The following is a 23,377-nucleotide window of genomic DNA, read 5'->3' as shown; positions in this document are numbered from 1 at the left end:
TGCGTTGACGGGGTCCGTGCGATCATGCCTGATAGGGCCACAAACCAAATCCGGGGACACAGAATCTCCGATAACTGACGCGCTTCAGCGCGCTATAGCCTGACAACAGGGGCACCCATGGGACTATTCATACTCAGACGTCTGGGCGTGATGTTACTGACGGCACTCTGCCTGACGTTCATCGTGTTCTGGCTCACCAATCTCTACCCGAACCTCGAAAAACTCGCCAAAACCCAGGGCAACTTCCGCATGTCGGATGAAGCCGTGGCCAGCTACCTGGACAAAAACGGGTATCTGCAGCCAATGCCGGTGAAATTCGGCCAGTGGCTCGGCGTGTTACCCGGATGGGAGCACGAGGACCCTGAAAGCGGGGAAATAACAGGCCGCTGTTTCGCCGCAGGGACTCCTGTTGAAGAGCGCAGCACGTTCTGCGGCGTTCTGCAGAATGACTGGGGCTTTTCGACCGTGTTCAAGGAGGACGTCGGCGGCATCGTTGCCACCAGGCTGGGCCTGACGGGCAAACTGATGTTTGCGGTGATGCTGGTGATGGTGCCCATGGCGCTGATCATCGGGGTCCTGGCCGGTATGCGCGAGGGGTCCGTGACCGACCGCTCACTGTCAACCTTCTCTATCGCCTCGACCGCAACGCCCGAATACGTCTCGGGCGTTATTTTTATTGCTGTCTTCGCCTCCTCCGCCTTTGGGCTCAAATGGTTCAAAGGATCGGCGACATCCGCCATGGAGAACGCGACAATCGAGAACTTTACCCTGCCCGTGATCACTATCGCGCTTTACGGGATGGGCTATATTGCGCGGATGACGCGGGCCTCCATGACTGAGGTGATGACCGCGCAGTATATCCGCACCGCCCGCCTGAAGGGCGTGAAGTTCTCCGATATTGTGCTGAAACACGCGTTGCGGAATGCGCTGATCGCGCCCTTTACCGTGATCATGCTCCAGTTCCCCTGGCTGCTGAACGGGGTCGTAATTGTTGAGACGCTCTTTAACTACAAGGGCTTTGGCTGGCTGCTCGTGCAGGCAGCAGGAAACAATGACATCGAACTGCTGCTGGCAGTTTCGGTTGTCTCGGTCGCCGTGGTTTTGGTGACACAGCTGATATCCGATATCGGCTATGTCTACCTCAACCCGCGCATCCGCATCGCATAAGGGAGATCTGTCATGGAAGACCTTTCCTGGGGCAGTATCGCGGCCCGTATGTTCCTTCAGCTCGGCCCTGTGTGGATTTCGCTGATTGTTCTTTTCACCCTGTCGATCACCTATAAGCGCCGGCTGGGGCTTTATGGCAAACTGTTTGACAGCACCATTGGCATGATCGGCTTTGCGCTGGTGATGTTCTGGGTTTTTGTCGGCGTCTATGGCGGCCCGCTCGATATGCTGGTCACGCATGACCCGCTGAGCCAGGTTTCCGGCATGAAGAACAAACCGCCGGGCACGCCGATGCGCAGTCCGGATGAAGGCGAATACGCCTGGTTCCTGCTGGGGGGCGACAATCTGGCCCGCGATGTATTCAGCCGCCTGATCAAAGGCGCCTGGGTTGTGGTGCAGATTGCCCCGATTGCCACGCTCTTTGCCTTCATGGTCGGGATCACACTGGGCCTGCCAGCGGGATATTATGGCGGACGTCTGGACACCGTACTGTCCTTCCTGGCAAACCTGATCCTCGCCTTCCCGGTCATCCTGCTGTTTTATCTGCTGGTGACACCGGAAATCGTGCTGACGGGTATCCCGAATTACATGGCGCTGTTCCTCTTTGTCTTCCCGCTGATCTTTATGTGTATCCTGCTGAACTCGCGGTATTACACACAGCCGAAGGTGCGCACACCGCTGCTGATCGGTGTGCTGGGGGGACTGGGATGGCTCTATCTGTCGCTGGTGTCTACCAACGGCAGTGTGGTGGCCACACCGGATTACGCCATACCCGGACTGCCGCCATTCCTCGATCTTTTCGACATTGATCCAGGCATTCTGGTGGTCTTTGTGTCGGTGGTTTTCGTGAACTCGCCTACGGTCTTCCGGATCGTGCGGGGGCTGGCGATGGACATTAAGACACGCGACTATGTCGCCGCCGCGCAGACACGGGGCGAAGGGCCCTGGTACATCATGTTGTGGGAAATTCTGCCCAATGCGCGCGGGCCGCTGATCGTCGATTTCTGCCTGCGGATCGGGTACACGACCATCCTTCTGGGCACGCTGGGCTTCTTTGGCCTCGGGCTTGAATCAGAAAGCCCGGATTGGGGCAGCACCATCAACGCAGGCCGCCGCCTGCTGGCGCTTTACCCACATGCAGCAATTGCACCGGCTCTGGCGCTTCTGACGCTGGTACTGGGCCTGAACCTGCTGGCCGATGGTCTGCGCGAGGAAAGCCTTCGCGACTGATGAGTGGTTAAGGGGGGCGCTGCCCCCCTGACCCCCCGGGATATTTCGGGCCAGAAGATACAGGCCCGCTCCACAAAGGAGACACGACATGGCAAAGACAGATTACAACGGTCCCATTCTGGAGATCGACAAGCTGTCGATATCGTTTTTCACACGGCTCAGGGAAATCCCCGCTGTGATGGATTTTTCGGTTACCGTTCAGCCCGGCGAGGCCGTTGGTCTGGTTGGCGAATCCGGATGCGGCAAATCAACCGTAGCACTGGGCGTGATGCAGGATCTGGGCAAGAACGGCCGGATTGTCGGCGGATCAATTAAGTTCAAGGGCCGTGACCTGAGCGAGATGAGTGCTGAAGAGCTGCGCGACATCCGCGGATCTGAGATCGCAATGATTTATCAGGAGCCGATGGCCTCGCTGAACCCTGCGATGAAGATCGGCAAACAGCTGATGGAAGTGCCGATGATCCATCAGGGAATGAACGAAAAGGATGCGTATGAGCGCGCCTTGCAGGTGGTTACTGACGTAAAACTGCCTGATCCGAAGCGGATGCTGAATTCCTTTCCGCATCAGCTGTCAGGAGGACAGCAGCAGCGGATTGTGATCGCCATGGCGCTGATGTCAGAGCCATCATTGCTCATTCTGGATGAGCCGACCACTGCGCTTGATGTGACGGTCGAGGCGGCCGTGGTCGAGCTGGTAAAGGATCTGGGCAAGAAATACGGCACGTCGATGTTGTTCATTTCGCACAACCTTGGTCTTGTTCTGGAAACCTGCGACCGGATCTGTGTGATGTATTCCGGTGAGGCTGTGGAGCGCGGCTCTTTTGAGGATGTGTTCGACAAAATGCAGCATCCCTATACCCAGGCGCTCTTCCGGTCGATCCCACTGCCGGGCGCGGATAAAAACGCGCGGCCGCTGGTGGCCATCCCCGGGAATTTCCCGCTGCCGCATGAGCGGCCCAATGGGTGTAATTTTGGCCCGCGTTGCGATTACTTCGAAGCTGGCCGGTGTGATCAGGGCATCATTCAGATGGAGACCGTTCCCGGAAATGACCGGCATGCGACGCGTTGTCTGAAGTTCAAGGAGATCGACTGGGAAGCGCCGCCTGAGATCGGGGACGTGAAAACCAAAGGCGAAGTTGGTGACGTCGTTCTGAAAATGGACAACCTCAAAAAGTATTATGAGGTGACTGCGAACGCGATTTTCGGCGGAGGGGACAAAAAGGTCGTGAAGGCCAACGAAACCCTCAGTTTCGAGGCGCGCGAGTCAGAGACACTTGCGATTGTGGGCGAATCCGGGTGTGGGAAATCTACCTTTGCCAAGGTGCTGATGGGGCTGGAGACCGCGACCGAGGGCGAGATCATTCTGGACAACCGCTCGATCGGTGACACGCCGATCGAGGAACGTGATACGAAAACTGTCTCAGAGGTTCAGATGGTGTTCCAGAACCCGTTCGATACGCTGAACCCGTCCATGACGGTGGGGCGGCAGATTATCCGGGCGCTGGAGATTTTCGGGATCGGCGAAAACGAGAAAGACCGGCAGCAGCGCATGCTGAAGTTGCTGGATCTGGTCAAACTGCCCCGTGAGTTTGCCGGACGCATGCCCCGCCAGCTGTCAGGCGGACAGAAGCAGCGGGTGGGTATCGCACGGGCCTTTGCCGGTGATGCGCGTATCGTCGTTGCGGACGAGCCTGTGTCAGCGCTGGATGTGTCAGTGCAGGCGGCTGTGACGGATCTGCTGATGGAAATTCAGCGCGAGCAGAAAACCACCCTGCTCTTTATCAGCCACGATCTGAGTATCGTGCGCTACCTCAGCGACAGGGTGATGGTGATGTATCTGGGCCACGTGGTGGAACTGGGTACAACGGACCAGGTTTTTGCGCCGCCCTACCATCCCTATACCGAAGCGCTGCTGTCTGCTGTGCCCATTGCAGATACCAGCGTGACCAAAAAGCACATCGTGCTGGAGGGAGACATTCCCTCTGCCATGAATCCGCCCACGGGCTGCCCGTTCCAGACGCGCTGCCGCTGGAAATCCGAAGTGCCGGGTGGCCTGTGTGAAAAGGAGGTGCCACCGGTGCGGCGTCTTGAAGGCGATCATCAGGTCAAATGCCATCTCAGCGATGACATTCTGGCGCAGATGGAACCTGTCATCGAGGTTGGCGGGGTTGCTGCTGAATAGACACGCGCAACATTGAAAAGAGAAAGGCCCGGGCAGAAATGCGCGGGCCTTTGGCATTCAGGAACAGGAGGCGGTCACACGATCAGCGAAACGATCAAACCGCTGAGGTAACCCAGCGAAAACAGGGCAAAGCCAGGTCTGCTGGCGGCAACCATCATCGAAAACAGGATCAGAACGCCCCCAAGGGCCAGACCACCCATCGCGGGCCAGAAAACATAGTCATGATACTCTGTACCAACCGTCCAGGGCGATCCTTCCCAGGACAAACCAATAAGCGCGATTGCAGCAATCACACCCAGCACGACCCCAAAAAACAACGCTTTGAGATGAGCAAAAACCGGGCTCGGCAGTTGCCCGGCCATCCCGACAGGGGTCGCACCGGGCATTGTGGTACTCAGTTCGCGCACAGGTACAGCGCGGCGTACCGGCGCCATTTGCTGCTGCGACTGCTGAATACGTTCCAGACGCGCGTAAAAAACATCATTTGCCATATCGACGGCTCCCTCGTCACTCACCCGTTCTGAATGACGCAGGATTCAGGCAGCACTGTGTCCCGGATCGGGACCTGCTGTGAAAGTTTCCTGAATTTGCTGTGACAGCGCGCTCTACTGCCGGCCAGTGATAATCCGCACGTAATTCCGTGTTTCGCGGTAGGGAGGGATGCCACCATGCTTCTTCACAGCACCCGGGCCTGCGTTGTAAGCGGCCAGCGCCAGAGGCCAGGACCGGAATTCGCGGTACTGCGTGGCCAGGTACCGCGCACCACCTTCCAGGTTCTCTTCCGGATCAAGCGGGTCCACCCCAAGCGCCCGGGCCGTTCCAGGCATCAGCTGGGCAAGACCCAATGCGCCTTTGTGAGACTTCGCACGCGGGTTCCAGCCGGATTCCTGCTGCACGAGACGCAGAAAGAGGTCTTCCGGAATGCGGTGTTTGCGTGCAGCCCTGCGGGCCATGTCCAGAAAGGGTCCGTCATATTTGCCGGAATAGCTGCCATCGCCCCAGATACTGGGCGTGTAGACGGATGGCGGCTTGAGCCGGACGGAGTTGTTGTACTGACTGGCCGCTCGGTTATCGAGCACGCTGGTCTGAGACTTGAAAAGCTTGGTCCGGTTCTTGGAGGACAGCGTCTCAGCGACGCCCGCAGATCCGGCCAAGGCCAGCACAAGCGCACCGGCAATACCGATCCTTGCAACCATGTCTCAAGCCCCCTCCGCGGACGTTCCGGGCGCCACTATACCCGTTTCATCCCCTGACACCAGCCTTTCGCTCCATGGTGGAAAAGCTGACCGCCGGGCCGGTTATCCGGTTTCAAAACCGCCCCCGTCGGTATAGCGTCGGGCAAAGCCCGCCCGGGTGGATTCGCACGCACCTTCGTGCTCTCCCGTGGCACAACAGATCGATCAGAGGGAGGCACCATGGCCGGCTCAGTGAACAAGGTTATTCTCATCGGCAATCTAGGCCGCGACCCGGAAGTGCGCACCTTTCAGAACGGTGGCAAAGTCTGCAATCTGCGGATTGCAACCTCGGAGAACTGGAAAGACCGCAACACGGGCGAACGCAAGGAACGCACTGAATGGCATTCTGTTGCGATCTTCTCTGAGCCGCTGGCCCGCGTGGCCGAGCAATACCTGCGTAAAGGCTCCAAGGTCTATATCGAAGGTCAGCTGGAGACCCGCAAATGGCAGGACCAGTCCGGCCAGGACCGTTATTCGACAGAAGTTGTGCTGCGTCCCTACAAGTCCGAACTGACCATGCTCGATGGCCGTGATGGTGGCGGCGGTGGTGGATACGGCGGCGGTGGCGGTGGTGGCCAGATGGGCTATGACGACCGTGGCGGCGGTGACAGTTTTGGCGGCAGCAGCAGCCCTGCACCGTCGCGCGACCTGGACGACGAAATCCCGTTCTGATGCCGTCTGCGTGTTCCGTCCGCCCACTCACTCCGGCGGATTGCGACGCGGCTCTGACACTTTACACTGATCTGACCTTCGGGCCGCCGGCAGACAATCCGGCGGCCTTTCTGCGTGTGATTGCACATCCCGGAACAACCGTTTTCGGCGCTTTCAGCGATGGGTCCGCTGTTGCGATGGTCACGCTGCATCTGCTGCCCAATGTGACCTGGAATGCACGGCCTTATGGGCTGATCGAGAACGTTGTAACACATCACCAACACCAGCGGCGCGGGTACGGTCGGGCGGTCCTGCAGGCCGCCATAGATGCCGCATGGGCCGCGGATGCCTACAAGGTCATGCTGATGACTGGTCAGAAACGTGGCGCAAAGGGATTTTACGAAAGCGTCGGGTTCTCGTCAGAAGACAAACACGCAATGGTCATCCGGCGCACGTAGATCAGGCGCGGAGCGCATCGTTCAGCACATCCAGCACAGCGTCAGCCGTGACATCGCCGGTCACAAAGGCCTCTCCGATACCGCGGGACAGGATAAAACGCAGTTCTCCCTGCACGACCTTCTTGTCCTGCCCCATGAGGCCAAGCAGCGTCTGCGCATCGGGAAGATCCCCGGGAATGTCCGCCAGATCCGTTTTCATGCCCATCGTCTTCAGATGCGCGCGCACACGGCTGGGGCTTTCCTGGCTGCACAGGCCCATCCGCGCCGAGAGTTCAAAGGCCAGAGTGCAGCCGATGGCGACACCCTCGCCGTGCAGTAACCGGTCCGAATATCCGGTCGCTGCCTCGAGGGCGTGACCGAATGTGTGCCCCAGATTGAGCAGCGCCCGGTCGCCCTGTTCCGTTTCATCGCGTTCGACGATGTCGGCCTTCATCTGCACCGACCGCCGCACCGCCTCGACCCGGGCGTCCATGTCGCCAGCAGCCAGAGCCGGACCGTTGGCCTCCAGCCATTCAAAGAAATCCGCATCGCCGAGCAGACCATATTTTACGACCTCGCCATAACCGGCGAGAAAATCGCGCGATGTCAGCGTGCCCAGCACCGAGGTATCTGCCAGTACCAGCGTTGGCTGGTGAAACGCACCAATCAGGTTTTTGCCCTGTGGTGCGTTGATGCCGGTCTTGCCTCCGACAGAACTGTCGACCTGCGCCAGCAGCGATGTGGGAATCTGCACGAAACGCACACCCCGGCGCAGAATGGCAGCGGCAAATCCGACAAGGTCGCCAATTACGCCCCCGCCAAGAGCGATGACAATGTCGCCGCGCTCCACCTTCTGGTCCAGCAGCCATTCAACGGACTGCTCCAGCGGCCCCCATGATTTGGTGGCCTCACCTGCCGGCAGAACGAGTTCGGACATCCCGATACCCCGCGCGGCCAGACCGACGCGTAACGCGGTCATATGCAGCCCGGCAACAGTTTCGTCACTGATCACCGCAACCTGAGGCCGCTTCAGAAACGGTTCAACATACACACCTGCCTGATCAATCAGTCCCGGTCCGATCTGCACGTCGTAGGCGCGGCCGGGCAGGTTGACGTGGACAGTTTCAGGCATTTCGGCGCTCCAGCACATCGGGTCGGGTTTCAAGAACATCTGCAACCCGGCGTGCCATGGCTTCGACGGAGACCGGTGGCGCACAGGCCACACGCAGATCAGCCCGGCTGTAGTCCGGCACGCGCGCCTCAAAAAGCGCCTCCAGCGTTGCGCGCGGGTTTTCCGTCCGCAGCAGCGGCCGGGTGTCGCGGTGTTTCACGCGGTTCCACAGCAGATCAATATCCGCATCCAGCCAGACCGCCACACCCTGTGCAGAAATCGTGGCGCGGTTCACCTCAGAGAGATAGGCACCGCCGCCCGTGGACAGTACACAGGGCTTTCCCTGCAGCAGGCGCTGGATCACCTCTGTTTCGCGCGCACGAAAGAACGGCTCACCATCGCGGGCAAAAATCTCGGGGATTGTCATATTTGCGGCCTGTTCGATCTCGTGATCCGAATCGAGAAAGTCCACATCCAGCAACGCTGCCAGCCCGCGCCCTACGGCGGTCTTGCCGGCCCCCATCATGCCGACCATGACAATCGTCTTTTTCAACACAAAACCGTGCGTTCCGGACGTATCGGCCAGGGATTGCTGAAAATCGCTCATAATCGTCTGAATGACGTGATATTGGTGAAAAGGCCATATATAAGTTGCGTAAAAACGGCAGGCAGGCAAAAAACAGGGCAGCACAATGGGACGTTTGTTCAAACTTCTGATCTACCTTCTGATCCTCGGGTTTCTCGGGCTGACAGGCTACGCCTATGTTGGCCCCTTCTTTGGCGCTGATTTCGGCGCGCCACAGTCAGAAGTCCGGGTGCCAGTCACGCTGGATGCTGAGTAGGGTTTCGCCATATATTGTTGTCGCATTGTGTTTTGCGCAGCCTGCCGGCGCGCAGGAACAGCCGCTGTCGGCGATTGACTGGATCGATAGCCAGCCAGTGGTGCAGCACCGCCCGATTGCCACGACCCCGCTCGCGCCCGCCGGAGAAGCACCCGAACGGCTGCCGCCGGACGTCAGCGTTGCACCACTGAACGAACAGGTCCTGCGTCAGATCGGGCTTGTACCACCGGCCGTTACGGGTCTGCCGCCCGATCTCTGGGCTGGCAGCGATCCGCAGATCCTGAGTACCGCGCTGGAAACCCTGCCGGATTTACGTCTGCCCGCGGGCCAGGCGCTGCTTTACCGGGCGCTGCTGACCGAGGCGTTCGGGCCCGGCACAGACACGGCAACCGAGGACCTTTTTACCCTGGCCCGGGCGCGCGTTCTGCGGCGCAGTGGTGCGCTGGAGCCTGCGCTTGCGCTGCTGGGCCAGTCCGGCCCCACGCGCGACAAGGACCATTTTGCCACCTTCATGGATCTGGCCCTGCTGACCGGCGATGAAGACAACGCCTGTGATCTGCTGCGGGAAACACCTCATCTGGCCCCCTCCGAAGGGCACCGCGTTTTCTGCACACTGCGGGGGGGCGACTGGGCTACCGCAGCCGTATTGTATGATGCCGGCCGTGCGCTGGGCACCATACCTGAGCCACAGGTCAATCTTCTGGCCCGTTTTCTTGACCCCGATCTCTTCGAGGGGGATCCCGCACTGGCCCCGCCCGCGCGGATCACGCCCCTGCTCTTCCGGCTTCACGAAGCGATTGGCGAGCCACTGCCCACCCGGTTTCTGCCCCGTGAATATGCGGTGGCAGACCTGCGTGATCTGGCAGGCTGGAAGGCCCAGCTTGAAGCCGCAGAACGCCTTGCCCGCGCCGGCAGCCTGCCGGACAATCAGTTGCTGGGGCTTTACACGGCCCGCCGGCCAGCAGCATCAGGCGGTGTCTGGGACCGTGCCGCTGCCATTCAGGAACTGGAAACAGCACTGCGCGATCGTGATCCCGGCAGGATCAGCAGCGCCCTGCCTGCTGCCTGGCGCACAATGCAGGCCGCTCGCCTTGAAGTACCTTTTGCTACGCTTTTTGCCGATGAACTGCCCGCGGCTGACCTTACAGGCGACGCTGCAGCAATTGCGCAGCGCATGATGCTCCTGTCACCCGGTTTCCAGGATGCGCGCGGACCCGGCAACGATCTGGCTACAGCGATTGCAACCAGCAGCCCGCTGCCGCTGGTGGCCGGGACAGCGCGGGATGCCGCTGTTGCTGCGGCCTTCTCGGGCAAAGTGCGCCGGGCTACAGACAACAGCCAGCCGGGCCTGACCATTCTGCGCACGCTGTCCACGCTGGAAGAAGGAGCTGCGGGCGATCCGGTCGCCCTGCAGGAAGCTCTTTCAACGCTGCGCCGCATGGGGTTTGAAACAACTGCCCGGCGCGCTGCGCTTCAGGTGCTGTTGCTGGACCGGTACAACCCATGAGCCGCGCCGCCTGGATACCCGCATTTCTGGAAGCACAGAGCGCGGAGCTGGGTGCGGCGCGCAATACACTGCTGGCCTATGGCCGCGATCTGCAGGCATATGACGCCTGGCTCGCGGCGCAGTCGCTGGATTTTGCCAGCGCTCAGCGTTCTGATGTCGAGGCCTACCTTGTCCGGTGCGATGCCGAAGGCCTGTCGAAGGCAACGCGCGCCAGACGCCTTTCTGCGATCAAACAACTCTACCGGTTCGCCTTTGAAGAAGGCTGGCGCGCTGATAATCCGGCGCTGCAGGTGGCGGGTCCGGGACGTGACAAACGGTTGCCCAAAACACTGAGCGAAGAAGAAGTGGACCGCCTGCTCGCTGCCGCCCGCACCGCAGGCCGGGACGGTCCGGACCGGCTGCGCAATATCTGCCTGATGGAGCTGCTTTACGCAACGGGCATGCGCGTCTCCGAACTGGTCAGCCTGCCCGTCAGCGCCACGCGCGGCGATCCCCGGATGCTGCTGATTTCCGGCAAGGGCGGCAAGGAAAGGCTCGTGCCCCTCTCACCGCCTGCTCGGACCGCCCTCGCGGACTGGCTCGCTGTGCGTGACAGAACCGAGGAAGAGCGGCGGGAAAAAGGTCTGCCCGCATCGCGTTTTCTTTTCGCGTCGCGTGGAAAATCCGGGCACCTGACACGGCACCGGTTTTACGCGCTGATCAAGGAACTGGCTGTGGAAGGCGGCGTCAGCCCGGGCAAGGTCACACCGCATACGCTGCGCCACGCTTTTGCCACCCATCTGCTGGCCCGGGGCGCTGATCTGAGGTCGATCCAGACGATGCTGGGCCATGCGGATGTCGCCACCACCGAAATATATACTCATGTCCTCGAAGCGCGGTTGCAGGATCTGGTATTGAACCATCACCCTCTGGCCAGGGAGGGCAAACGCAGTGACGGTGGCAATACATCTTCCGAAGGCCAGTAACCGCTCAGCAGCGCCCGGTCATATCCCTGCACCAGCCCGGCCTCTGCCATGCGCGCTGCCGCTGCTGTGACATCATAACTCAGCTTGTGGATCAGCACCTCTCCACCGTCCAGAACGGCATAGCGCGTCTGTTGCCGTCCGTCGTGTGGCGGCATGCCGATCACGCCCGCATTGATCCAGCGGCCCGCGCCTGTTTCGCGGATAAAGGGTATCCCGCTGTGACCCGCGATCACATGATCGACCGGGCCTACAGCCGCCTCAACAGCTGCCCATTCTTCCGCAAAGACCGCGTCGAGGCTGTCCGGCCAGATAAACCGCGCCACATCCGTCATACCGCCGTGGATCACCGCATACCGCGCGCCCTGATGCTCAAACACGGTCACATCCGGACAGGACGCCATCCACGCCCTTTGCTCCGGGTCGATCCGCGCGGCGGCATAGCTGTACCAGGAGCCGCTCAGCAGCTCACAGGCAGAGCCTTCGTCAAAGCCGCACCCACAGCAGTCTGCGCCCGACGCCAGTTGTTTCTCGCAGTTTCCGGCCACCACGCAGATCCCAGCATCGCGCAGCATATCCACCGTCTCAGAGGGCGCTGCACAATAGGCCACCGCATCCCCGGTACAGATCATCTGGCCCGGCGGAATGCCCGCTGTACCCGCGGCACGCATCAGCGCCTCAAGCGCATCACTGTTCGAATAGGGCCCGCCAAACAGCAGCACAGGACCGTCCAGCGTCCCCAAATCCCGCAGCATCGCAGGCTCCTCCCTTGATTGCAGCCGACCGCACCCCCATAACCAAAGGGCATAAATCTCAAAGGTATCATCCCAAATGGACTCTGTCCCCGCAACGCTTGATGCGACTTTCTGGATCACAGGTGGCGTTATCCTTTTTCTGCTGGTGTTGTCCGGCTTCTTTTCCGGCTCGGAAACCGCCCTGACCGCGGCATCACGCGGCAAGCTCCGCACCCAGGCTGACAAAGGATCACGTGGCGCCGAACGTGCCCTGCAGATCACCGAAGACAACGAGCGGCTGATCGGATCCGTCCTCCTCGGCAACAACCTGGTGAATATTCTGGCGGCCTCGCTGGCGACCTCCATTTTCACCCGGGCATTCGGGGAAAGCGGTGTGGCTCTGGCGACGCTGGTGATGACGCTGCTTGTGCTCATCTTTGCGGAAGTACTGCCGAAAACCTATGCGATCACCAATTCCGAGAAAGCGGCCTCGCTGGTCTCTGCGCCCATTTCTCTTGTCGTGACTGTCTTTGCGCCCATCGTGGCCGCCGTCCGCCTGCTGGTGCGCGGCGTACTGCGGGTGTTCGGCGTCAGGATCGACCCCGACAGCAACATTCTGGATGTGCACGCCGAAATCGAAGGCGCCCTCACGCTGGGCCACTCCGAAGGTGTGGTCGAAAAAGAACACCGCGACCGTATTCTCGGCGCGCTGGACCTCAATGAACGTGCTGTTGAGGAAATCATGCTGCACCGTTCCGGCATTGAGATGATCAATGCGGATGACGCGCCTGAAGATATTCTGGCGCAGTGTCTGCAGTCCAATTACACCCGCCTGCCCGTCTTTCAGGACGATCAGGAGAACATTATCGGCGTGATCCACGCCAAGGATCTGCTGCGGGCAATGTATAAAATCATCGGTGGCCCGGACGGTGACGCCGCGAAACTGCGGGGGTTCCGGATCTCAGACGTGGCCATGAAGCCGTATTTCGTGCCCGAAACCTCAACACTGGACGAGCAGATGCGGCAGTTCCTGCGCCGCAGAACGCACTTTGCGCTGGTTGTGGACGAATACGGATCACTCCAGGGGCTGATCACGCTTGAGGACATCCTGGAAGAGATCGTCGGAGAAATCACGGATGAATTCGACCCTCAGGCCGATCACCCGGTCCAGCGCTCGGAGGACGGACAATATGTCATTGACGGCGCCATGACCATCCGCGACCTGAACCGCGCAACAGACTGGAACCTGCCCGATGAGGAGGCCAACACGGTCGCCGGACTGGTCATCCACGAGGCTCAGATGATCCCGACAGTCGGTCAGGTGTTTTCGTTCCATGGTTTCCGGTTTGAGGTCCGGGCACGCGATGGCAACAGGATCACAGAGCTGAATATCCGCCCATTGTAACGGGCAGCCAGACAGCCGCGCAGTGCCGCATGTCCGGCACCGCGGCATCAAAACCTTCCGGGTCGCTGCCACCCGCAACAAATAGCAGACCTGAGGCCATTGAGGTCCGAACCAAACGGGAACTGGCACTCATCTGATATCAGCACCGGTTGAATGGTTGACCCGCTTGAATGCGCCCGAAACAGCACACTGCTGGCTTCTCCGTTCAGCGCGCTGACCGCAAAAGACAGGACGGTAATCCGCAACGTTCCCTTTGTCCGGGAACGTTTTCCTGGCACTTGCGGCAGGCCCCGGTATTTCCACAGCCCCGAGCCGGATTTTTATGCAGGTACAGCATTTTCAATCTTCATCATCGCCCGTTCATATGTTGATGGCTTTTTGGTGCCTCCCGAAGCACAGAGACTCTTGTCGAAAGCGAAAACAAACCGGCCTGCCTGCCCGCTCCGGCAGCTGCAACAGCCCCGGCAGCGACGGTTGGTCTTACAACCGGCACCAGCGTCCTGGTCTGCGCCTCAGGATACAGAAACATGCCCCAGCATCCGGTTCACAGAGTTGTCGCCCGCGGAAAAAATCCGGCTGACCGGGCCGGGCAGTGATGGTGCAGCGCCTCAGTGCAACAGCCTGCTTCTGGCAGCTGTTTGACAGTGATCTCTTTGCTGAACTGAACGTCAATACCGCGCTTTCGGTGTTCAGCCGCGCAACACAGCGCCACCGGGATCAAAGGGTGGCTCGTGCAGGATCGTCGCGCCGTGGGGCCGGCCGAGCACCATGACCTCAACGCGGTCTCCTGGCGTGGCTCCCGACACATACCCCATCGCAAGGCTCATCCCGACAGAATAGCCATAGGCACCGGATGTCACACGCCCGATCCCCTGCCCGTCTTTGAAGATTGGCTCACCGCCTGTCGCATCGGCATCAGATGCATCCGTGTCCGCTGCGTCAAGGGACAGCAGAACGAGGTGTTCACGCGGGGAATTTTTCAGCACGTCCTCAACCGCCGAACGATTGAGGAATTCCTTGTCCATCTTGCACAGCCTGTCGAGGCCCACTTCCTGAGGCCAGTATTCTGGACTGTATTCGCGTGACCAGGATCCATAGCCTTTCTCGATGCGAAGCGACATCAGCGCGCGGCTGCCTACCGGGCCAGCCCCCACGTCACGCCCGGCGTTCAGGAGCACGTCCAGCAGACGGGCCTGATCTTCCGCAGCGCAATGCAGTTCCCAGCCGAGATCGCCGGTGAAACTGACACGCAGCGCAAGTACCCGGATGCCCGACAGCTCTATCCAGGCAGAGCGCATGAACGGAAAGTCTTCTGTCGCCAGCGATGTGTTGGTCAGCCGCTGCAGCATTTCGCGCGACCGGGGTCCGGCCACATTAAACCCGCAGACCGCCTCTGTCCGGCTTTCAAACGTGGTGTCTTCAGGCAGCGGCACTTCTTTGAAGAACCGTCTGTGATAGCGCTCGGCCATGCCGGACCCGATCACCCAGAATTCGTGCTCACCGGTGCGCGTCACCGTAAAATCGCCCGCGATTCCGCCACGTTTGCCGATCAGCGGCGTCAGACAGGACCGACCGATCGCCTTTGGAATATTGTTGGCGAAAACACTGTTCAGCCACGCCTCGGCACCCGGGCCTTTGCAGGTGTATTTGGCGAAGTTGGAGATATCGATGATGCCCGCTTTTTCGCGCAGCATCCGGCATTCGCGCCCGACAGGCGCCCACCAGTTCTGGCGGGTGAACCCGTCTGTGTCGGTCGTGCCAGGCTCGTCCGCATACCAGAGCGGGTGTTCCCAGCCATAGTTCAGACCGAATACCGCACCCAGCTTTGTCTGCATTGCGTAAGCAGGTCTGCGACGCATCGGACGCCCCGCTGCACGTTCCTCGTTCGGGAAGTGGATTTTGAAACGGTGCGCATACTGGTCGCCCACTCGCGCTTTGGTGAACTTTTTGTCCGCCCATTCGCCGAAACGCGCCATATCCCAGGCAAACATGTCATAGCGGGTCTCGCCGGTGACGATCCAGTCTGCTGCCAGCAGCCCCATGCCCCCCGACTGCGAGAACCCCGGGATAATACCGTTACAGCAGAAATAGTTACTGAGTTCCGGCACTGGTCCGAACAGCACGTTGGAATCCGGGGACCAGATCATCGGCCCATTGATCACCCGTTTGATCCCAGCCTCGCCTACGGCCGGCACGCGCTCAATGGCGCGCATCATGTTGTCCTCGATCCGCTCCAGATCATCGGCAAAAAGCTCGTGGCCAAAGCCCTGCGGTGTGCCCTCCTCGGCCCAGAAACGCAGGTCTTTCTCATACGCGCCCACCAGCAGGCCCTTGCCCTCCTGGCGCAGGTAATATTCGCCATCGCGATCCGCCACGGACGGCAGCCGTCGATCCAGGGCGTCAATTTCTGCGATGGTCTCGGTCACGAAATACTGATGTTCTGTGGGCTGTAGCGGCAGTTCAATGCCGGCAAGTGATGCTACCTCGCGCCCCCAGAGACCTGCCGCGTTCACGACCCACTGTGTTGCGATATCGCCTTTGGGTGTACGGACAATCCATGTGCCATCGGGCTGTTGTTCGGTCGCGGTTACGGGGCAGAAGCGGATGATCTCCGCGCCATTCTGCCGGGCACCGCTGGCATAGGCGTTGGTAACGCCCGACGGGTCCACATTGCCGCCATCGGGTTCCCACATGATGCAGCGGATGCCGTCAAAATCGACCAGCGGGTGCAGCTTTTCGGCTTCATCACGGCTGACCTCATGAAAGTTCATGCCATAGAGTTTCGCCTTGGCGGCCTGCAGGCGCAGCTGGTGCTCACGCGCTTCGGTCTGCGCCAGATAGAGCGAGCCCGGCTGAAACACACCGCAGGACTGACCAGTCTCTGCCTCGAGGCTGTTATAGAGGTTCATCGTGTAGTGCTGAATGCGGCTGATGTTGGTGCTGTCATGCAGGCCATGAATGTTGGCCGCCGCGTGCCAAGTGGAGCCGCTGGTCAGTTCGTCCCGCTCCAGGAGCACGACATCCGTCCATCCCAATTTGGTCAGATGGTAAAGAATGGAACAGCCGATGACGCCGCCCCCGATGACTACGGCCTGTGCATGTGTGCGCATTTGGATCGTCCTGATAGCTGTCCTGCGGGTCATACTGCCCCCCGCTCACCGGCCCGGAATGCGCAGTGGCGACATGTTCCGTCGCAGGCAGACAAGGCCCGCGTCAAAAATCCCACGTTTTTGTGCGCTTTCGTCTGAAACCTCCAAAACGCCGCTTGGATTTGCACGGCAAAGTAATACTTACGGTTGAAGTGGGGGATCCTGATGACAATTACAGTAATGGCGCTTCTCAGCATTAACGAGGACGCAACCGAAGACCTTGCGGCGTATATGCAGGCCACCCAGCCTCTTTTGAAGAAGGCCGGCGCCGTGATCCGGCAGCGTTTCACCATAAACGATGTTGTTGTTGGCGCATCCGGCGCAAAATCCGTGGTGGTTGTCGATTACCCGGACCGGGCCGCCGTGGATGCCGTTTTCCAGAGCCCCGAATACCTCGCCGTCCGCGAACACAGGGACCGCGCTTTCCCCTTTTACCAGATCAACGTGATCGAAACGGCTGAGCTGCCGAAAATGCCGGACACGGCCAGCGCGGGCACCACCGAGGAAATTGTCTGATCTCTGCCATTGTCTGCCCTGCGCTGACACGAAACGGCATGATCTGTCGTTTCTGAACCTGCTGCGCTTTCGTGTGTCTTTCATGATTGGGCAAAGACCAGGACCGGAGTTTCAATGCAGACCACCACACGTGTTGCCATCATTGGCGGAGGCGTCGTCGGCGCGTCCGTTCTGTACCACCTGACCAAACTGGGCTGGTCCGATGTGATGCTGCTGGAACGTTCTGAACTGACCAGCGGCTCGACGTGGCATGCGGCGGGTGGGTTCCACACCCTGAACGGCGACACCAATATGGCGGCGCTCCAGGGCTATACGATCCGGCTCTACCGCGAACTTGAAGAGATCACAGGCATGTCCTGCGGGCTGCACCATGTGGGCGGCGTGACGCTGGCCGATAATCAGGACCGGTTCGACATGCTGCTGGCAGAGCGCGCAAAGCACCGGTTCATGGGCCTCGACACTGAAATCGTGGGACCGGAGGAGATCCGCAAAATCGCACCCGTCACCAACACGGATGGGATCATTGGGGCGCTTTATGATCCGCTCGACGGGCATCTTGACCCATCGGGCACCACGCATGCCTATGCAAAGGCGGCCCGTATGGGCGGGGCCACGATCGAAACGCATTGTATGGTGCGAGAGACCAACCAGCGCAGCGACGGCACCTGGGATGTGGTGACTGACAAGGGCACCATTCATGCCGAACATGTCGTCAATGCGGGCGGTCTCTGGGCCCGCGAAGTGGGTGCAATGGCCGGGGTTTATTTCCCGCTGCATCCGATGGAACACCAGTATCTGGTGACAGACGATGTCCCGCTGATCGTCGACATGATGGCGGACGGGCATGAACATCCGCATGTGATGGACCCCGCGGGAGAAAGTTACCTGCGCCAGGAAGGTCGCGGTCTGTGTATCGGATTTTATGAACAGACCTGCCGCCCCTGGGCCGTTGGTGGCACCTCATGGGCGTTCGGCCAGGACCTGCTGGCCGATGATTTCGACAAGATCGAAGACAGTATAGCCTTTGCCTACCGCCGTTTTCCAGATCTCGAACGGGCGGGTGTGAAAAACGTGATCCACGGCCCCTTTACCTTTGCACCGGACGGTAACCCGCTGGTGGGTCCTGTGCCGGGCATGCGCAACTACTGGTCTGCCTGCGGTGTTATGGCCGGGTTCAGTCAGGGTGGCGGCGTCGGTCTGACCCTCGCGCAGTGGATGATCGAGGGCGAGCCCGAGCGCGATGTGATGGCCATGGATGTGGCCCGCTTCGGCGACTGGATCACGCCCGGCTATACGCTGCCAAAGGTCATCGAAAATTATCAGAAACGGTTTTCGGTGTCCTACCCGAACGAGGAACTGCCCGCCGCACGGCCATTCCGTACGACCCCGATGTATGACATCTTCACGGATCTGGGCGCTGTCTGGGGCCATCAGTACGGGCTTGAGGTGCCCAACTACTTTGCGCGCGGGGATGAGCCAACTTTTGAAACCCCATCGTTTCGCAGGTCAGACGCTTTTGCGGCAACCGGTCGCGAGGTGAGAGCTGTCCGGGAAGCCGTTGGAATCAATGAAGTTCATAACTTTGGCAAGTACCGCATCAGCGGCACCGGCGCACGCGCCTGGCTTGACCGCATCATGGCGGGACGCATCTCGCAGCCCGCCAGACTGAGCCTGACACCTATGTTGTCCGAACGCGGCAGACTGATCGGAGATTTCACGGTCTCCTGCCTCAGCGAAAACGACTTCCGCCTGACCGCGTCCTATGGCGCCCAGGCGTTTCACATGCGCTGGTTCCAACAGCACACGGCAGCGGATGTTGAAATCGAAAACATCTCGGACCGTGTGACCGGTTTTCAGATTGCCGGCCCCCGCGCCCGCGGCGTGCTCGCAGCAACCACGCTGTCGGACGTCAGCGACATGCGGTTTCTGGACGTCCGGCGCATGACCATCGGCATGACAGACTGCGTGGTGCAAAGGGTCAGCTATACCGGCGATCTGGGGTTTGAGATTTACTGTGATGCCATGGCACAGCGCGCGCTCTGGAACACGCTCCGGGATGCGGGTGCGCCACACGGCATGACACCCTTTGGCATGCGGGCCATGATGTCATTGCGGCTTGACCGGTTCTTCGGCAGCTGGATGTCAGAATTCTCGCCCGATTATACGGCGGCGGAAACAGGGCTGGACCGCTTCATCCAGTGGTCCAAAAACACCTCTTTCATCGGGCGCGAAGCCGCCGAAGCAGAACGTGAAAAGGGCCCTGCCCGTCGTCTGGTTGTTTTTGAGGTGGACGCGGATGACGCTGATGTTCAGGGGTACGAGCCGGTCTGGCTTGACGGAGGCGTGGTCGGTTTCTGCACCTCGGGTGGCTGGTCCCACCATGCAGGTAAATCCGTGGCAATGGGCTTCCTGCCGTCGGATCGCGTGGCGGAGGCACCGAAAGTGGAAATCGAAATCCTGGGACAGATGCGTCCGGCCCGTGTGATTGCAGAGCCACTCTTTGATCCCGAAGGCAGTCGGCTGCGGGGATAGAGGACGACAGACGGAGCATCTGTTTCACCGCTTCAGCATCGTGTAGAGCATGAAAATGACATCAGTCCCCGGCTCTGACATTGCGATCCTGATCCCCGCCGCGGGGCTTTCCTCCCGCATGCGCGGGGACGACAAACTGATGCGACGCATTGATGGCGTTTCTCTGCTGAGGCGACAGATCCTGCGCGCCTGCGATGCGACGCGCGGTGTAGTCATTGTTTTGCTCCCTCCCGCACCGCATGACCGCTACAGCTGCCTGAGCGGCACACGTGCGACAGCAGTCGATGTGCCGGACGCCCGCGACGGGCTCAGCGCCAGCCTGAAGCGCGGGTTGAAAGCACTCCCTCAGGGATCCCCTGCCGCGATGATCCTGTTGCCCGACCTGCCCGAAATCACAACCGGTGACATACGAAAAGTTCTGGCCCCGGTTGGCAAGGACGGCACGGTTTCCATGTGGTGCGCCACGACTGAACAGGGCAAACCGGGGCACCCCATGGTGCTGGACGCGAAACTCTTCGACGACTTTCTGACCCTCTCGGGTGACAGCGGCGCACGGAGCCTGCGCAAACGGGAAGAAGAGAAAAACGCCCTGCAATATGTCCCTCTCGCGGGCAACCGGGCGCGACTGGATCTGGACACGCCGGAGGACTGGGCCGCCTGGGAAGCGAACCGGAAATAAAACGGGAGAGCTGTCGGAAAGCTCTCCCGTTCCGCGCCAGTTGGGGGGTATCCCGCTGTGGCAGCTGCATATTTCCGCGTGTGCCGCCCTGCGCGAAAGGGCGACGACACCGGAACCTTACCTGACTGGTGTTCTGACGCACCGGTGACCACACGTTAACCCGGAAATCCGGACGCCCCCGGGCGGTGTTTCGCCTGATCCGGCGTTTGAGCTGCAAATCCGGGGAAACAATAGGGCAAAGGTCAGACGATCCTGGCACGACAGGAAACACCCATTTCGCGGGACGCGCGAATCCTGCCGCACAGACGTGCATCCGAAATCCCCGGGAGAGCTGCCTGGTACCCAAGGCCGGACTCGAACCGGCACGCCCGAAGGCGGGGGATTTTGAATCCCCTGCGTCTACCATTCCGCCACTTGGGCAGCCCCCCTGCGCTTACACGCAGGTTGCCGACCGGGCAAGTATTATCCGGGATTTTGTACAGCTTTACCTTGACCGTGCGGCTGTCCCGTGGTCTGCGGGGCGCGGTACAAAACGACGGGACAGACATGCTCAGAAAGCTCTACGACTGGACGCTCAGCATGGTCGAGCACCGCCATGCGCTCTGGGTGCTCGCCTTTGTCAGCTTTATTGAAAGCTCGGTTTTCCCCATCCCGCCCGATGTGCTGATGATCCCGATGATTATTGCACGCCCTTCCCGCGCCTGGCTGATCGCCGGTGTGGCGCTGGTCGCGTCGGTTCTGGGCGGCATCGCGGGCTATGCCATCGGGGCATTTGCGTTTGAAAGCATCGGCCAGCCGGTTCTTGAGAGTCTGGGCAAAGCAGAGCGCATGACTGAATTCAACGCGCGTTTTAACGATCTGGGCTTCTGGGCCGTCCTGACCGCCGGGGTGACCCCCTTCCCCTACAAAGTGATCACGATCATGTCAGGCTGGACCGGCATGCCACTGGGAACCTTCATTGCAACGTCCGTGCTGGCGCGCGGTATCCGGTTTTTCCTTGTAGCCTTCCTGCTGTGGAAATTCGGCGCACCCATCCGGGACTTTATTGAACGGCGGCTGGGTCTTATGTTCACCCTGTTCGTGGTCATTCTGGCCGGTGGGTTTTATCTGGTGAGGTATCTGTGACGGGCAGACAGGCGCTTTGGCTCGCAACACTCGGTTCTGCGGCATTGATGGCGGGCGCACTCGCGTTCCAGTATATCGGCGGCATGCCTCCGTGCAAAATGTGCTACTGGCAGCGTTATCCGCACATTGTGGCCATTGCCATCGGCGCGCTGGCTCTTGGGCTTTCCAACCGTGCGCTGACGCTCGCAGGCGCCGCAGCCGCACTCACCACATCCGGGATCGGTTTTTATCACGCGGGTGTCGAACGCGGGCTTTGGGAAGGGCCCACGTCCTGCACATCGGCCCCTATCGGCGGGCTGAGCGCGGATGAGCTTTTTGACCAGATCATGGCCGCCCCCATCGTTCGCTGCGACGAAATCCCATGGGAGATGCTGGGACTGAGCATGGCGGGCTGGAATGCAGTGATTTCACTGGGGCTGACCTGCCTCTGGCTGCTGGCCTGGCGTCGCGCCTAACCGGCTTTTCGGGTCGACAGAAGCAGACTTGTTTCGCTGGCGGTCACACCGTCAAACTGCCTGATCCTTGTCAGTTGCTGATCAAAAGCTTCCAGCGTTGCGGTCCCGATCTCAACAATAACATCCCAGCGGCCATTGGTGGACCACACATGCCGGATTTCCGGCAATGCACGCAGCTGCCGGATGATGCGCTCAGTCCCCCGCCCCTCGATCGCAATCATCATCAGACCGCGTACCGGGTCGCGGATCTGATCGCTCCGGAGCACCACAGAGAACCCCAGCACGTCGCCATCCGCCTGAAGGCGCGCCAGACGGTTCCGCACCGTGGCGCGGGATACGCCAAGCCGGGAGGCCAGTTCAGAAAGTGGAGCTCTCGCATCATGACGCAGAATCCCGATCAGCCTGCTATCCATTTCGTCCATTTTACATGTCCATAATGATGATATTGCTGACATTATGCGCATTCTGGATGCTTGTCGATGACCCGATGTGGTTCTTATTCTCGGGGCAATCGAAATCCGGAGGCCCGCATGAAACAGCAAAAATGCATTCTGATTGGCGCACCGATGGACTGCGGCAAGCGTCGTGCCGGTTGCCTCATGGGCCCGGATGCCTACCGGACAGCCGGTCTTGCCCGGGCGTTGAGTGACCTTGGCTGCAGCGTCGAGGACCGGGGCAATGTCACCCCGGCGCCGTTTACACCAAAACCGCACCCGCGCATCCATGCGCTGGAAGAAACCATCGCCTGGACAGAAGCCTTGGCTGCGGCGGCTGAAGCAGGTCTGCAGGACGGGCTGCCGGTTTTCATGGGGGGCGATCACGCTCTGTCGCTGGGCACGGTGGCCGGTGCCATGCGCCATGCTGCGGCAACCGGACGCCCGCTGTTTGTACTCTGGCTGGATGCCCACAGCGATTTTCACACGCCACACAGCACCGAGAGCGGGAACCTGCATGGCACACCGCTGGGCTATGTCACCGGACGCCCGGGCTTTGATGGCTTTCCGCCCATTTCCAAACCGCTGCCTGAGGAAAACGTGGCCATCATCGGCCTGCGGTCCGTAGACCCGGACGAGCGCGAGGCGCTGCAGAATACAGGCATCCACCGGGTGGATATGCGCGACATTGATGAAAACGGCATCGCCCGCCCGCTCAGCGCCTTTCTGGACCGTGTTGCGGCGGCTCAGGGTATGCTGCACGTCTCGCTTGATGTGGATTTTCTCGACCCTTCCGTTGCACCTGCGGTGGGCACAACCGTTCCCGGTGGCGCTACGATCCGCGAAGGTCACCTGGTGATGGAGATGCTGCACGACAGTAGCCTCATGACCTCGCTGGACCTGGTGGAACTGAACCCCTTTCTCGATGAACGCGGCCGCACCGCACAGGTCATGGTTGATCTGGCGGCTTCAGCCTTTGGCCGGCGCGTGTTCGACCGCCCGACGCGCGCTTACTGAACAGGAA

Annotated in this window: 22 protein-coding genes and 1 tRNA gene; 15 read left to right on the top strand and 8 right to left on the bottom strand. The window is 60.4% G+C overall.

Annotation, left to right across the window (positions count from 1 at the left end):
* The first annotated feature begins 117 nt into the window (after window positions 1-117).
* From AB4K19_RS06410 to AB4K19_RS06400, 3 genes are all read left to right on the top strand, one after another.
* Complete coding sequence (locus tag AB4K19_RS06410; protein ID WP_375227614.1) at window positions 118-1,167, top strand: ABC transporter permease; 1,050 nt, start codon at window positions 118-120, stop codon at window positions 1,165-1,167.
* Between the two features lie 12 nt (window positions 1,168-1,179).
* Window positions 1,180-2,397, top strand: a complete 1,218-nt coding sequence (locus tag AB4K19_RS06405; protein ID WP_436399346.1) for an ABC transporter permease — start codon at window positions 1,180-1,182, stop codon at window positions 2,395-2,397.
* An 88-nt stretch (window positions 2,398-2,485) separates the two neighbouring features.
* The gene (locus tag AB4K19_RS06400) at window positions 2,486-4,579 is read left to right on the top strand and encodes a dipeptide ABC transporter ATP-binding protein (RefSeq protein WP_436399345.1); all 2,094 of its coding nucleotides are present in this window, start codon (window positions 2,486-2,488) and stop codon (window positions 4,577-4,579) included.
* A 74-nt stretch (window positions 4,580-4,653) separates the two neighbouring features.
* Here AB4K19_RS06400 and AB4K19_RS06395 read toward each other — a convergent pair whose 3' ends face one another.
* The gene (locus AB4K19_RS06395; RefSeq protein WP_375227612.1) at window positions 4,654-5,070 is read right to left on the bottom strand and encodes a hypothetical protein; all 417 of its coding nucleotides are present in this window, start codon (window positions 5,068-5,070) and stop codon (window positions 4,654-4,656) included.
* 114 nt (window positions 5,071-5,184) lie between these two features.
* A complete protein-coding gene (locus AB4K19_RS06390) occupies window positions 5,185-5,775 on the bottom strand; it encodes a lytic transglycosylase domain-containing protein (RefSeq protein ID WP_375227611.1) in 591 nt (196 codons plus the stop codon).
* A 219-nt stretch (window positions 5,776-5,994) separates the two neighbouring features.
* Here AB4K19_RS06390 and ssb point away from each other — a divergent pair, with 219 nt between their 5' ends.
* Both ssb and AB4K19_RS06380 read left to right on the top strand, forming a co-directional pair.
* Window positions 5,995-6,486, top strand: coding sequence for a single-stranded DNA-binding protein (gene ssb / locus AB4K19_RS06385; protein ID WP_375227610.1), 492 nt, complete (start codon window positions 5,995-5,997; stop codon window positions 6,484-6,486).
* On the top strand, window positions 6,486-6,923 hold the full coding sequence (locus AB4K19_RS06380) for a GNAT family N-acetyltransferase (protein ID WP_375227609.1): 438 nt from the start codon (window positions 6,486-6,488) through the stop codon (window positions 6,921-6,923). The genes ssb and AB4K19_RS06380 overlap by 1 nt, the downstream gene beginning before the upstream one ends.
* Window position 6,924: 1 nt before the next feature.
* Here AB4K19_RS06380 and aroB read toward each other — a convergent pair whose 3' ends face one another.
* Together aroB and AB4K19_RS06370 are read right to left on the bottom strand one after the other, a co-directional pair.
* Window positions 6,925-8,034, bottom strand: a complete 1,110-nt coding sequence (aroB, locus tag AB4K19_RS06375) for a 3-dehydroquinate synthase (protein WP_375227608.1) — start codon at window positions 8,032-8,034, stop codon at window positions 6,925-6,927.
* Window positions 8,027-8,620, bottom strand: a complete 594-nt coding sequence (locus AB4K19_RS06370) for a shikimate kinase (protein ID WP_436399344.1) — start codon at window positions 8,618-8,620, stop codon at window positions 8,027-8,029. The genes aroB and AB4K19_RS06370 overlap by 8 nt, the downstream gene beginning before the upstream one ends.
* 85 nt (window positions 8,621-8,705) lie before the next feature.
* Between AB4K19_RS06370 and AB4K19_RS06365 the strand changes: the two genes are divergently transcribed.
* From AB4K19_RS06365 to AB4K19_RS06355, 3 genes are read left to right on the top strand one after another with little or no spacing between them, the layout of a single operon-like run.
* Window positions 8,706-8,855 carry a hypothetical protein gene (locus AB4K19_RS06365; RefSeq protein WP_298836100.1) on the top strand — a complete coding sequence of 50 codons (150 nt, stop codon included), beginning with the start codon at window positions 8,706-8,708 and terminating at the stop codon, window positions 8,853-8,855.
* Window positions 8,845-10,362, top strand: a complete 1,518-nt coding sequence (locus AB4K19_RS06360) for a hypothetical protein (protein WP_436399343.1) — start codon at window positions 8,845-8,847, stop codon at window positions 10,360-10,362. The genes AB4K19_RS06365 and AB4K19_RS06360 overlap by 11 nt, the downstream gene beginning before the upstream one ends.
* Complete coding sequence (locus AB4K19_RS06355) at window positions 10,359-11,327, top strand: site-specific tyrosine recombinase XerD (RefSeq protein ID WP_375227605.1); 969 nt, start codon at window positions 10,359-10,361, stop codon at window positions 11,325-11,327. The genes AB4K19_RS06360 and AB4K19_RS06355 overlap by 4 nt, the downstream gene beginning before the upstream one ends.
* Here the strand turns inward: AB4K19_RS06355 and AB4K19_RS06350 are convergent.
* Window positions 11,264-12,079, bottom strand: a complete 816-nt coding sequence (locus AB4K19_RS06350; protein WP_375227604.1) for a metallophosphoesterase family protein — start codon at window positions 12,077-12,079, stop codon at window positions 11,264-11,266. The two genes, AB4K19_RS06355 and AB4K19_RS06350, sit on opposite strands and share 64 nt — an antisense overlap.
* Before the next feature lie 76 nt (window positions 12,080-12,155).
* Between AB4K19_RS06350 and AB4K19_RS06345 the strand changes: the two genes are divergently transcribed.
* On the top strand, window positions 12,156-13,463 hold the full coding sequence (locus AB4K19_RS06345; RefSeq protein ID WP_375227603.1) for an HlyC/CorC family transporter: 1,308 nt from the start codon (window positions 12,156-12,158) through the stop codon (window positions 13,461-13,463).
* A 689-nt stretch (window positions 13,464-14,152) separates the two neighbouring features.
* On the opposite strand, the gene AB4K19_RS06340 is transcribed toward AB4K19_RS06345, so the two are convergent.
* The gene (locus tag AB4K19_RS06340) at window positions 14,153-16,573 is read right to left on the bottom strand and encodes a GcvT family protein (RefSeq protein ID WP_375227602.1); all 2,421 of its coding nucleotides are present in this window, start codon (window positions 16,571-16,573) and stop codon (window positions 14,153-14,155) included.
* A gap of 204 nt (window positions 16,574-16,777) precedes the next feature.
* Here AB4K19_RS06340 and AB4K19_RS06335 point away from each other — a divergent pair, with 204 nt between their 5' ends.
* The 3 genes from AB4K19_RS06335 to AB4K19_RS06325 all read left to right on the top strand — a co-directional run bounded on the left by AB4K19_RS06335 (window position 16,778) and on the right by AB4K19_RS06325 (window position 20,339).
* Complete coding sequence (locus AB4K19_RS06335) at window positions 16,778-17,128, top strand: DUF1330 domain-containing protein (protein ID WP_375227601.1); 351 nt, start codon at window positions 16,778-16,780, stop codon at window positions 17,126-17,128.
* A gap of 114 nt (window positions 17,129-17,242) precedes the next feature.
* Window positions 17,243-19,660, top strand: a complete 2,418-nt coding sequence (locus AB4K19_RS06330) for a GcvT family protein (protein ID WP_375227600.1) — start codon at window positions 17,243-17,245, stop codon at window positions 19,658-19,660.
* A gap of 55 nt (window positions 19,661-19,715) precedes the next feature.
* Entirely contained in the window at window positions 19,716-20,339 is a 624-nt protein-coding gene (locus AB4K19_RS06325) for a nucleotidyltransferase family protein (protein ID WP_436399342.1), read from the top strand.
* Between the two features lie 336 nt (window positions 20,340-20,675).
* Here AB4K19_RS06325 and AB4K19_RS06320 read toward each other — a convergent pair.
* Window positions 20,676-20,759: transfer RNA gene (locus AB4K19_RS06320), tRNA-Leu, on the bottom strand.
* A 126-nt stretch (window positions 20,760-20,885) separates the two neighbouring features.
* Here AB4K19_RS06320 and AB4K19_RS06315 point away from each other — a divergent pair.
* Window positions 20,886-21,464, top strand: a complete 579-nt coding sequence (locus AB4K19_RS06315) for a YqaA family protein (RefSeq protein WP_375227598.1) — start codon at window positions 20,886-20,888, stop codon at window positions 21,462-21,464.
* 47 nt (window positions 21,465-21,511) lie between these two features.
* The gene (locus AB4K19_RS06310; RefSeq protein WP_436399531.1) at window positions 21,512-21,919 is read left to right on the top strand and encodes a disulfide bond formation protein B; all 408 of its coding nucleotides are present in this window, start codon (window positions 21,512-21,514) and stop codon (window positions 21,917-21,919) included.
* On the opposite strand, the gene AB4K19_RS06305 is transcribed toward AB4K19_RS06310, so the two are convergent.
* Complete coding sequence (locus AB4K19_RS06305; RefSeq protein ID WP_375227596.1) at window positions 21,916-22,341, bottom strand: Lrp/AsnC family transcriptional regulator; 426 nt, start codon at window positions 22,339-22,341, stop codon at window positions 21,916-21,918. The two genes, AB4K19_RS06310 and AB4K19_RS06305, sit on opposite strands and share 4 nt — an antisense overlap.
* Before the next feature lie 108 nt (window positions 22,342-22,449).
* Between AB4K19_RS06305 and rocF the strand changes: the two genes are divergently transcribed.
* Complete coding sequence (rocF, locus tag AB4K19_RS06300; RefSeq protein WP_436399341.1) at window positions 22,450-23,370, top strand: arginase; 921 nt, start codon at window positions 22,450-22,452, stop codon at window positions 23,368-23,370.
* Window positions 23,371-23,377 lie beyond the last annotated feature (7 nt).

Origin of the sequence: Roseobacter phycocola (assembly GCF_042055075.2) — a bacterium.
Lineage (GTDB): Bacteria > Pseudomonadota > Alphaproteobacteria > Rhodobacterales > Rhodobacteraceae > Roseobacter.
Note: the sequence above shows the minus strand (reverse complement) of the source record. Positions and strands in the feature narration are given on the sequence as shown.

Bases quoted from the DNA above. Each gene is read 5' to 3' on its own strand.
- AB4K19_RS06345 (WP_375227603.1), top strand. From the start codon at position 12,156: ATGGACTCTGTCCCCGCAACGCTTGATGCGACTTTCTGGATCACAGGT.
- AB4K19_RS06360 (WP_436399343.1), top strand. From the start codon at position 8,845: ATGCTGAGTAGGGTTTCGCCATATATTGTTGTCGCATTGTGTTTTGCG.
- AB4K19_RS06330 (WP_375227600.1), top strand. From the start codon at position 17,243: ATGCAGACCACCACACGTGTTGCCATCATTGGCGGAGGCGTCGTCGGC.
- AB4K19_RS06355 (WP_375227605.1), top strand. From the start codon at position 10,359: ATGAGCCGCGCCGCCTGGATACCCGCATTTCTGGAAGCACAGAGCGCG.
- AB4K19_RS06395 (WP_375227612.1), bottom strand. From the start codon at position 5,070: ATGGCAAATGATGTTTTTTACGCGCGTCTGGAACGTATTCAGCAGTCG.
- AB4K19_RS06380 (WP_375227609.1), top strand. From the start codon at position 6,486: ATGCCGTCTGCGTGTTCCGTCCGCCCACTCACTCCGGCGGATTGCGAC.
- AB4K19_RS06310 (WP_436399531.1), top strand. From the start codon at position 21,512: ATGGCGGGCGCACTCGCGTTCCAGTATATCGGCGGCATGCCTCCGTGC.
- AB4K19_RS06390 (WP_375227611.1), bottom strand. From the start codon at position 5,775: ATGGTTGCAAGGATCGGTATTGCCGGTGCGCTTGTGCTGGCCTTGGCC.
- AB4K19_RS06305 (WP_375227596.1), bottom strand. From the start codon at position 22,341: ATGGACGAAATGGATAGCAGGCTGATCGGGATTCTGCGTCATGATGCG.
- AB4K19_RS06400 (WP_436399345.1), top strand. From the start codon at position 2,486: ATGGCAAAGACAGATTACAACGGTCCCATTCTGGAGATCGACAAGCTG.
- AB4K19_RS06405 (WP_436399346.1), top strand. From the start codon at position 1,180: ATGGAAGACCTTTCCTGGGGCAGTATCGCGGCCCGTATGTTCCTTCAG.
- AB4K19_RS06350 (WP_375227604.1), bottom strand. From the start codon at position 12,079: ATGCTGCGGGATTTGGGGACGCTGGACGGTCCTGTGCTGCTGTTTGGC.
- ssb (WP_375227610.1), top strand. From the start codon at position 5,995: ATGGCCGGCTCAGTGAACAAGGTTATTCTCATCGGCAATCTAGGCCGC.
- AB4K19_RS06315 (WP_375227598.1), top strand. From the start codon at position 20,886: ATGCTCAGAAAGCTCTACGACTGGACGCTCAGCATGGTCGAGCACCGC.
- aroB (WP_375227608.1), bottom strand. From the start codon at position 8,034: ATGCCTGAAACTGTCCACGTCAACCTGCCCGGCCGCGCCTACGACGTG.
- AB4K19_RS06365 (WP_298836100.1), top strand. From the start codon at position 8,706: ATGGGACGTTTGTTCAAACTTCTGATCTACCTTCTGATCCTCGGGTTT.
- AB4K19_RS06340 (WP_375227602.1), bottom strand. From the start codon at position 16,573: ATGCGCACACATGCACAGGCCGTAGTCATCGGGGGCGGCGTCATCGGC.
- AB4K19_RS06325 (WP_436399342.1), top strand. From the start codon at position 19,716: ATGACATCAGTCCCCGGCTCTGACATTGCGATCCTGATCCCCGCCGCG.
- AB4K19_RS06370 (WP_436399344.1), bottom strand. From the start codon at position 8,620: ATGAGCGATTTTCAGCAATCCCTGGCCGATACGTCCGGAACGCACGGT.
- AB4K19_RS06410 (WP_375227614.1), top strand. From the start codon at position 118: ATGGGACTATTCATACTCAGACGTCTGGGCGTGATGTTACTGACGGCA.
- AB4K19_RS06335 (WP_375227601.1), top strand. From the start codon at position 16,778: ATGACAATTACAGTAATGGCGCTTCTCAGCATTAACGAGGACGCAACC.
- rocF (WP_436399341.1), top strand. From the start codon at position 22,450: ATGAAACAGCAAAAATGCATTCTGATTGGCGCACCGATGGACTGCGGC.